Here is a 7,298-nt window from a genome sequence, read left to right on the forward strand (position 1 = left end):
CCCCCCCCCCCCCCCGCGCCCCCCCTCGCCCCCGCCCCCCCCCCCCCCCGCCTGCCCAACGGCAAGGTGGCCCGGCTGGAGCTGCCGCCGCCACCCCGCCGGCACGCGGAAGCGGCCCCGGAGCAGGGCGGCGCCCTCGCCGACCGGCTGCGCGAGGCGTGGCGGGTCACGCTCGGCGTCGATGCCGTCCATGACGACGACAACTTCCTCGCCCTCGGCGGGCACTCGCTGACCGCGCTGCGGGTGGCGCACCGGGTGCGCGAGATGGCCGACCTGGAGGTGTCCCCGGCGAGCTGCCTGCGCGCCGGGTCCTTCGCCGACTGGTTGGACCGGGTCACGGACGCGAGACGCGATGTCAGCCCCCCTCGGTAACGCGCCGCGGCACGTCGTCGTGGTGGGCAGCGGCCAGCTCGCCCGCTCGCTGTGCGATTCCCTGGCCTCGATTCAAACCCCCCAGCGGGTACGCGTGACCGTGCTGGCCCGCGACCTGACCGCCGCAGTCGGCGCGGCCCGGGGCGCGCAGGTGCGCGCCACGGTTGCCGGGACCGGGGTCAGCTTCACCGCCCAGCCCTTCACCGCCGAACCGTCCACCGACCCCGGCGACGGGTACGCCGCCGACGCCGTGTCGATGGCCCGGCTCCGCCCTGACGTGCTGGTCTGCGCCGCGTCGACCCAGTCGCCGTACGAGCGGGTGCACGCGCCGTCGGCCTGGACGGAGCTGGTCGCCACGGCCGGCTTCGGGGTGACGCTGGCGCTGCAGGCCGAGCTGGTGTCCCGGCTGGCCGCCGCGCTGGCCGGCGGCGCACCGGACGCGTTGCTGGTCAACGGCTGCTTCCCGGACGCGGTCAACCCGCTGCTGGCAGCGCTGAATCTGCCCGTGCTGTGCGGCATCGGCAACGTGGCGACCCTGGCGGCGTGTCTGGACGCCGCGCTGGGCCGTCCCGGGCCGCGGCGGCTGGCTGTGCTCGGCCACCACGCCCACCTCGCCGCGCCCGGCCCGGACAGCACCGGGGAGGACACCGCCGAGGTACGCGCCTGGCTGGACGGCCTGCCCGTCCCGGACGTCACCGGGCTGCTGGCCGGCTACCGTGCCCTGCCCCGGCCGGAGCTGAACGCGCTGGCCGGGCATGCCGCCGCCGCCCTGGTGGCGGGGCTCGCCGCCGACGCCGGTGAGGTCGTGGCGAGCCTGCCCGGGCCGCTGGGGCTGCCGGGCGGCTATCCGGTCCGGCTCAGCGGTGGCCGGGCCGAGCTGCGGTTGCCGCCCGAGGTCAGCGCGGCGCAGGCCGTCGCCTGGAACACCGCGGCCGGGCACCGTGACGGCGTCGAGGTCAGCGACGGCCACGTGCGCTATCCGGAGCGTGCCCGGGCGGCGCTGTCGGCGTACCAGCCGGAACTGGCCGAAGGCTGGCGCGTGACCGAACTGCCTGAGGTCTTTGCTCGGTTCATCGCCCTGCGCGACCATCTGCGAACGGCGCCACCAGCGCCGGCGCAGGCCCCTCGTGTGTTGGAGGAATCCCGATGTCCTTGACCGCCCCGAGCACACGCAACCTGATCACCGACTATTACGACGTCATCGCTTCCGCGGTGGATCAGTGCGGCGCCGTGCCCGGCGGTCCTGCCGGGACGCCCGGCTTCGCGCCCGGCTTCGACCTGCCCGAGCTGACCCCGGCGGTGCGCGAGTACTACGCCGCCGCCACCGCGAGCTGGACCCAGCTCGGCGAATACGGCGGGCACAACCTCCAGCTGCTCGACCTGACAGCGAACCCGGGCACCCAGACCACCAAGACGTTCGCGTCGATGGTGATCGTCGCCCGCGCGGTGGAATACGTCCGACGCACCGGGACCCGGCTGTGCATCTTCACGCCGACCTCCGGCAACAAGGGGGTCGCGCTGCGCGACTCGGTGGCCCGTGCCTACGCGGCCGGGCTGGTGACGCCGGAGCAGCTGTCCATCGTGGTGCTGGCACCGCAGTCGACCCGGCACAAGTTCCGCCACGACGCGCTGGCCGCCGACCCGCGGTCGCGCCAGGTCAACCCGCTGCTGCGATACACCGGCAGCGACCCGGAGGGGGTGAAGGCGCTCGGCCGCGCGTTCGTCGACGAGTACGCCGCCACGATGCACGACAAGCACGCCGTCACGCTGTGGTACACCCTGGACCTGAAGAACTACCTGGTCGCGGACGCCGCCCGGGCCGCCTTCGAGGCGGACGTGGCCCCGGCCAGCGCTGCCCGCCCGCGCTGGCACGCGCACGCCGTCTCCAGCGCGTTCGGCCTGCTCGGCTACAACCTGGGCCGCGACGTGCTCGAAGCGGCGGGCAGGGCCAGCCCGGCCGACCGCCCCGGCTTCCTGCTCGTGCAGCACCTCGGTACGCCCGACATGGTGCTCAGCCTGCGCCACGGTTCGTTCGAGCGGGACAACTGCCCGGCCTACACCCTGGATGAGGGCGTGGGCGCCTGGACGCAGGACAAGGACACGCACTTCCCGGCCGTCACCGATGACCCGGCCGAGGTGCTCGACCCCACCTTCTACACCCATCGCCCGATGACCTCCCCGGCGATGAACGCGTTGATCGAGCGGCACGGCGGCGACGGCATCGTCGTGTCACGGCGCGAATGCGCCCAGCGCTACCCGGTGGCCCGGGACTGGCTGGCCAACGCCGGGCTCGAGTTGCCCGCCGACCCCGAGCGGCTGCGGGAGTGGTCGATCGTGATGGCGCTGACCGGTGTCTGCAACGCCATCGACCGCGGCCTGGTGCCGGCCGGGCACGACATCGTGGTGCACGGCACCGGCAGCTACTCCAACGACTTCGCCGTCGCCGACGCGGACGCCGAGGTGTCCACGGTCGACGACGTCGTGGCCGCCGTCTGGAACAAATGGTGAGCCTGGAGTCCTCCGGCCGCCCGCTCCGCCTGTCACCCGAGCGGGCTGCCTGGCTTGCCGCGCAGGCCCACGCCGTCGGGGTCACCCCGGCCGCGGTGGTCCTCACCGCGGCCGCCCTGCTGGTACGTCGGTACACCGGCGCCCAGGTCGTGACGCTACGGCACGGCGACGACCTGGTGGCGCTGGACCTGACCGCCGACGCCCCGATCCGCGAGCTGTGGCGGTCGGTGCGCCCCGCACCGCCGGGTTCCGCCGCCGACGCCAGCGTCCAGTTGGGCCCTGACCTGGGCGAAGGCGCCCTGTCGGGGCTGCCCGGTGACTACGCCGACGACCTGCGCGCCGACCTGGCCGAGTTCCTGTCCGCGCTGGACCCGGCCGCGTCGTCGGCCGACGTGTTGCCGTCGGCCCGCTACGAGCAGCGCCCGGCACCACAACTGGCCCGGCTGCACGGGGGCGACGGCACCGAGGCCGACGGCGTACGCGGTGGCACGATCCCGGCCGCGTTCGCATCGGTCGTTGCCGCGTACCCGCAGCGGGTGGCGGTGCTGGCCGACGACGCGACCGTGACCTATCGCGAACTCGGTGCCGCCGTGGCCGCGACCGCCGTGGCCCTGGCTGATCCGGGCAACGTCGGAGCACCGCCCGCGCCGGTCGGAGTACTGTGCCGCCACGGCGTCGCCACGATCACCGGCATCCTGGCGGTGCTGGCGTCGGGGTCCGCGTACGTGCCGCTGGACACCGTGTTCCCGGCGGTCCGGCTGGCCGGGATGCTGCGCGACGCCGGGGTGCGGGCCATCGTCACGGACCCCGAGCACGCGCGGCTCGCCGCCACGCTGGCCGCCGAAGCCGGGCTGCCGGAGCTGCCGATCGTGCACCTCCAGCCCGGCACATCCCAGCCGGACCTGGCGGGGCTGCGGGGGCTCGCGCGGCCGGACGACCCGGCGTACGTGCTGTACACCTCGGGGTCGACCGGGATGCCGAAGGGTGTGGTGCAGAGCCACCGCAACGTGCTGTTCGGCGTACGCAATCACGTGCGCAACTTCGCCATCCGGCCGGACGACCGCACCAGCGTGCTCACCTCGTTCGGCTACGACATGGCGGTCACCGACACGTTCAGCGCCCTGCTGTCCGGTGCCGCCGCCGTCCCCGTCGACGTTCGCGCACACGGCCTCGGCCACCTGACCAGCGCCCTCGCCGACCGGCGCGTCACGATCTACCACTCCACCCCGACCGTCTACCGATACCTGGTGGCGAGCCTGGGCGAGGGCGGGCGACTGCCGTCAATCCGCGCCGTCGTACTCGGCGGCGAGGAGGTGACCAGGCACGACGTGGCGCTGGCCCGGCGGTCGTTCGCGCCCGGTGTGGTGTTCGTCAACGGGTACGGCACCACCGAGATCAGCTTCGCCGCGCAGCACCACCTGCCGCCCGGTGCGGAACTGGCGCAGGCCGTCGTGCCGATCGGGCACCCGCTGCCGGGCATCGAGGTGGTGCTGGCCGACCCGGCCGGCCGCCCGACCTGCCTGACCGGCGAGGTGATCGTGCGTACACCGCACGTCGCGCTGGGATACCTGGGCCTGCCGGAGCTCACGGCGGCCCGGTTCATCGAGCACGGCGGGGTGCGGGCGTACCGGACCGGGGACATCGCGCGGCGGCTGCCCGACGGGATGCTGGTCTACCTGAGTCGCAGCGACCGGATGGTGAAGATCCGCGGCTATCGGGTGGAGCTGGGCGAGATCGAAGCCCACCTGGCCGGGTTGCCCGGGGTGGGCCAGGCGGCCGTGGTGGCCCGGCGCAGCGCGGCCGCGTCCGGCACCGGCGAGCACGAGATCATCGCGTACGCGGTCCCGGCCGTGGGGGCGAGCATCGAGCCGGGACGGCTGCGGGAGCGGTTGGCGGCGGTGCTGCCGGACTTCATGGTGCCCCGGGCCGTGATGGCGGTGGCGGAGCTGCCGATGGGCCCGACCGGCAAGCTCGACCAGGCCGCCCTGCCCGATCCCGATGCCGAGGCCGTGCGAGCCGTCGCGGGGGCTGGCGGGGCGCCGTCGGGGCCGCTCGAGGAGACGATCGCGGCGGGCTGGTGCGCGGTGCTGGGACTGCCCGCTGTGGACCGTCAGGTGAGCTTCTTCGAGTTGGGCGGGCATTCGCTCCAGCTCGCCCTGCTGCAGCGGCACCTGGAGGAACGCCTCGACCGGCGGGTGCCGCTGGCCCGGCTGATGGAGTTCGCGACGGTGGCGGCGTTGGCGGCACACCTGGGGGCGGTGGCGAGCGCTGACGGCGTACCGGTGGATGGTCGTTTGGCGGCAGTCGGGCACCGGATGGCGCGGCGCAGAGCCGCGCGGCGCGGTGGCCGCGGGGAGGGCGAGACGTGAGCGAGACCGACCAGATCGCGGTGGTGGGCCTGTCCTGCCGGGTGCCCGGCGCGGACGACGCACCCGCCATGTGGCGAAACCTGCTGTCCGGGGTGGACTCGGTACGTCGGTTGACCGCCGCCGAGGGTGCGCTCACCGACCCAGATTGGGTGCCGGTGTTCGGGCGGCTCGACGACCTGGACGGTTTCGACGCAGACCTGTTCGGCTATCCCGCCGAGCTGGCGGCGCTGCTCGATCCGCAGCACCGGCTGTTCCTCGAGGTCGCCTGGCGCGCACTGGAGGACGCCGGAATCGATCCCGACCGCGACCCGGCCCAGGTCGGCGTGTTCGCCGGGTGCGGCCCCAACCGCTACCTGCACCATCACCTGCTGGGCAATCCCGCTCTGAAGCCCGGCTTTGGTGGCCTGGCTGAGGACTGGGACGACGCGCTGACCGGCTCGGGCTGCGACTACCTGCCGACGCGCACCGCGTACGCGCTGGGGCTGGCGGGACCGGCCGTGGCGGTCCAGACCGCCTGCTCGACATCGCTGGTCGCGGTATGCCAGGCGGCGCAGAGCCTGCTGGACTACCGCTGCGACGTGGCGATCGCGGGTGGCTCGGCGGTGGTCTCGACCCGGCAGGCCGGTTACCGCCTGCGGCCGGGCGGACTGCTGGCCACGGACGGGGTGTGCCGTCCCTACGACGCGGCCGCGACCGGGCAGATGTTCGGCAACGGTGCCGGTGCGGTGGTGCTCAAGCGCCTCGCCGAGGCGCGTGCCGACGGCGACAACGTCTACGCCGTCCTCCCCGGCTGGGCCGTGAACAACGACGGCGCCGACCGGCCCGGCTTCACCACACCGGGCGTGGCGGGGCAGGCGGCGGTGCTGGCGGAGGCGCTGGCGTCGGTGGGCTGGGACCCGGCCGACGCGAGCTATCTGGAGGGTCACGGCACCGGCACCTCGGTGGGGGACGCGATCGAGGTCGACGCCCTGACTCGGGTACGCCGGGGCAGCCGCAGCCCGCTGCTGCTCGGCTCCGTGAAGGGCAACCTCGGCAACCTGGACGCCGCCGCCGGCGTGATTTCCCTGATCAAGGCCGTGTACGCCGTCCACACCGGGCAGGTACCGGGGACGGCGCACTTCACCGGCGCGCACGGCGACGTCGACCTGGCCGCCGCGGGTGCCGAGGTCAGCGCGCAGACCCGGCCGTGGGCCGGGCAGCGGCGGGCCGGGGTCAGCTCGTTCGGCCTCGGCGGCACCAACGCGCATGTGCTCGTGGAGCGGGCGCCCGGTGCGAACGACCATGACGAGCCGGACGGTCTTGGCGGCGAGCGTGGACAAGAATGCCGTGACCGGGTGGTGCTGGGGCTGTCGGCGGGGAGCCCGGCGGCGCTGCGGGAGCTGGCCCGGCGGCTGGCCGAGCGGCTGGCCGTGGGGGACCTCGCCGTGACGGATGTGGCGCACACGCTGGCGGTGGGACGGCGGCGGCTGGCGTACCGCGGTGCGGTCGGGTGTGCCGACGCCGGGGAGGCGGTGGGGCAGCTGACCGCGCTCGCGCAGGGTGGACCGGTGGCCGACGACGTTGTCGCGCGCTCCTGGCTGGACGGTGGCGACCTGCCCGTGGTGCGGGGCCGGCGGGTTCCGCTGCCCGGCTATCCGTTCCAGCGGACCAGACACTGGATCGAGGCGATGCGATGACCGGCCCCCACCTGCCCTATCCCGAGCTGTGCCTGCCCGACCTGGTCGGCGGGCACGCCCAGCGGCGTCCCGACGCGCCCGCGGTCGTGCAGGGTGACCTGGCACTGAGCTACGGCGACCTCATCGGCCGGGCCAGCGCCCTCGCCGCGTCGCTGCGCGCTCACGGCATCGCCCCGGACGACCTCGTCGGTGTCTGCGTGGATCGCCGTCCGGACCTGGTGGTCGCCCTGCTCGGCGTGCAAGCGGCGGGCGCGGGGTATGTCCCGCTCGACCCGGCGCTGCCGTCGCAGCGGTTGCGCGAACTGTCCGCCGAGGCCCGCCTGCACTTCATCGTGGCTACGCCCACCGCCGTGCCCGGAGCCTTCGGCGACCT

6 protein-coding genes are annotated in these 7,298 nt (G+C 74.6%); all 6 read left to right on the forward strand.

All coding sequences use genetic code 11. The features are described 5' to 3' along the window. The first annotated feature begins 66 nt into the window (after positions 1-66). Entirely contained in the window at positions 67-372 is a 306-nt protein-coding gene (locus ONA70_RS33215; protein ID WP_265010438.1) for a phosphopantetheine-binding protein, read from the forward strand. Next, on the forward strand, positions 353-1,528 hold the full coding sequence (locus ONA70_RS33220) for a potassium transporter TrkA (RefSeq protein WP_265010439.1): 1,176 nt from the start codon (positions 353-355) through the stop codon (positions 1,526-1,528). Before ONA70_RS33215 ends, ONA70_RS33220 begins: the two co-directional genes overlap by 20 nt. Then, entirely contained in the window at positions 1,519-2,880 is a 1,362-nt protein-coding gene (locus tag ONA70_RS33225) for a DUF6002 family protein (protein ID WP_265010440.1), read from the forward strand. The genes ONA70_RS33220 and ONA70_RS33225 overlap by 10 nt, the downstream gene beginning before the upstream one ends. Beyond that, on the forward strand, positions 2,877-5,249 hold the full coding sequence (locus tag ONA70_RS33230) for a non-ribosomal peptide synthetase (RefSeq protein ID WP_265010441.1): 2,373 nt from the start codon (positions 2,877-2,879) through the stop codon (positions 5,247-5,249). Before ONA70_RS33225 ends, ONA70_RS33230 begins: the two co-directional genes overlap by 4 nt. Beyond that, entirely contained in the window at positions 5,246-6,925 is a 1,680-nt protein-coding gene (locus ONA70_RS33235) for a beta-ketoacyl synthase N-terminal-like domain-containing protein (RefSeq protein WP_265010442.1), read from the forward strand. Before ONA70_RS33230 ends, ONA70_RS33235 begins: the two co-directional genes overlap by 4 nt. Continuing rightward, positions 6,922-7,298 (forward strand): AMP-binding protein (locus tag ONA70_RS33240; RefSeq protein WP_265010443.1); only part of this gene is annotated, 377 nt, incomplete at its 3' end. The genes ONA70_RS33235 and ONA70_RS33240, both read left to right, overlap by 4 nt.

It is taken from the genome of Micromonospora yasonensis (genome assembly GCF_026013475.1).
Classification (GTDB): Bacteria; Actinomycetota; Actinomycetes; order Mycobacteriales; family Micromonosporaceae; genus Micromonospora; species Micromonospora yasonensis.